Here is a 1,786-nt window from a genome sequence, read left to right on the forward strand (position 1 = left end):
GTCAAGTGGTTAACGAAACCAGCCAGTGCTGGATTGCGTGGAGCGGAGAAGTTGTCGCCGTCGCACTGACTGAGGTGCAGGACGGTCGCACGCGGGACGTTATTATGACGCACTGCGCTGGTCGCAATCGCGAGGCATGGCAGGACAAAATGGTAAGTGAAATAAGGGCGTGGGCAAAAAGCATCGGCGCAGCGCGCTTTGTGACGGTCAGCAGGCCGGGATGGACCGCGTTTCTAAAAGGTATGGGCATGCGCGAAACACATAGAATTATGGAGCAGTCTCTTGAGTAAAAAGCAAAAGACAACAACCACGGCGTCGCCGTGGGTCGCAGCACAGCCACTCCTGACGGATATCATCGGCAAAGCTCAAGGCATGGGAACGGACGGCTTCAAGATTGATCCGTTCGCAGGGCCGCGCGTGGCAGATCTTAGCCCGGAAACAATGTCAGGCATTTCCGCACTTTCCGCAGGGAGTCCGATCACTGGAGCCGCAGAGGGCGCGGTTCTAAGCAATCTCAATATGGATGAAACGTATCGAAATTTCGACACCATCCGAGATACAACCGCAGATAGCGTCAAAGCCAACCTTGCATCTACGTGTGCCGGGGGCGGGCTTAACTCAGGGCTTGCGCAAGACACGTACACGCGCGCGTTGACGGAAAGTCTTGGTGGCCTTGAGTTCGGCGCGTATAATGATGCAAAGAACCGCCAGCTACAAGCTGCGGGCCTTGCACCATCTATCGGCGCAATGGGTCGCGCTGACGCGGGTGCGCAGCTTGCGGCTGGCGGCATTCTTGACGACCATGCGCAGCGTAATATCGACGCGGATATGCAGTTTGACACCGAAAAGAAGACTACGGATATTGATGCGCTGGAACGGTATGCGCGGCTTGGCATGGGGCTTGGCGGCATGGGCGCATCTGGCACGTCAACAGAGCCAGTGCCGCTGAAAGATAGTCTGAAAAATGCAGGAACGATTGCGAGCGGCATCGGAACGGCGCTTGCCTTCTTTTCGGATCGGGGCTTGAAGCAAAATATCCGCGCCGATGGCGACAGGCATGTATACAATTACCTGTGGTCGCCGATCCGCTTCCGGGGTGATCTTTCCGAGAAAGTTCCAGAGCGCATCATCGGCAAGTGGCATGGATTTGACGTTGTGGAGTTTGTCTGATGAATTTTGGTCGCGCGGGACTAGGCTTTGACGCAGTAGGAACGGCATTGCGTGGTGGCGATGGCATGGAAGTTCTTGAGCGTGAGAAGCGAAAGGCCGCAATTGGTGGCCTTTTGGATCAGATGGGTATTTCTGGGCCTAAGCGGGCAATCCTTGAAATGATGCCGCAAGACGCTGCGACCAGCGCGCTATGGGGGCAGGTTAACCCGTCGCAAACTGAGGGCAAAGTTGTAGGCGACAAGCTGATTGATCCGTTCACGGGTAAAGTCATCGGGGATTACGGCACGCCGTCGCTATCAACCGGAGATTTTATGGATGCTATCGGCATGTCCGAAAGCGGGAATAATTTCGGCGCTGATAATGGTCTGGGCTACGTCGGGCGCGTTCAAATGGGGCAAGCCAGGCTCGATGATTTTGCCCGCGCTACAGGGGCCGGTTCAATTTCGCTGGAAGATTACAAGAACAACCCGGATCTTCAAAAGAAGGCAGAGGCATGGCACTTTCCAGATCTTGCGGCAAGCGCTGATAAATACGCGGACCTATATGGGACGGAAATAAACGGCGTCCCATTTACGCGGGAAGCTGCCATGGGTATCGCGCATCTTGGCGGCAAAGG

General features: G+C 55.6%; 3 protein-coding genes. All 3 read left to right on the forward strand.

All coding sequences use genetic code 11. The annotated features are described in order from the left end of the window. Positions 1–290: hypothetical protein (locus WBC85_RS08870; RefSeq protein ID WP_424435494.1), on the forward strand; the 290-nt coding region annotated here is incomplete at its 5' end. Then, positions 283–1,170, forward strand: coding sequence for a hypothetical protein (locus tag WBC85_RS08875; RefSeq protein WP_424435497.1), 888 nt, complete (start codon positions 283–285; stop codon positions 1,168–1,170). The genes WBC85_RS08870 and WBC85_RS08875, both read left to right, overlap by 8 nt. Beyond that, positions 1,170–1,786, forward strand: a 617-nt coding sequence (locus WBC85_RS08880; protein WP_424435500.1) for a hypothetical protein, incomplete at its 3' end; no start/stop codon positions are given. The genes WBC85_RS08875 and WBC85_RS08880, both read left to right, overlap by 1 nt.

The sequence above is a fragment of the Planktotalea sp. genome, from assembly GCF_049680325.1.
GTDB lineage: Bacteria > Pseudomonadota > Alphaproteobacteria > Rhodobacterales > Rhodobacteraceae > Planktotalea.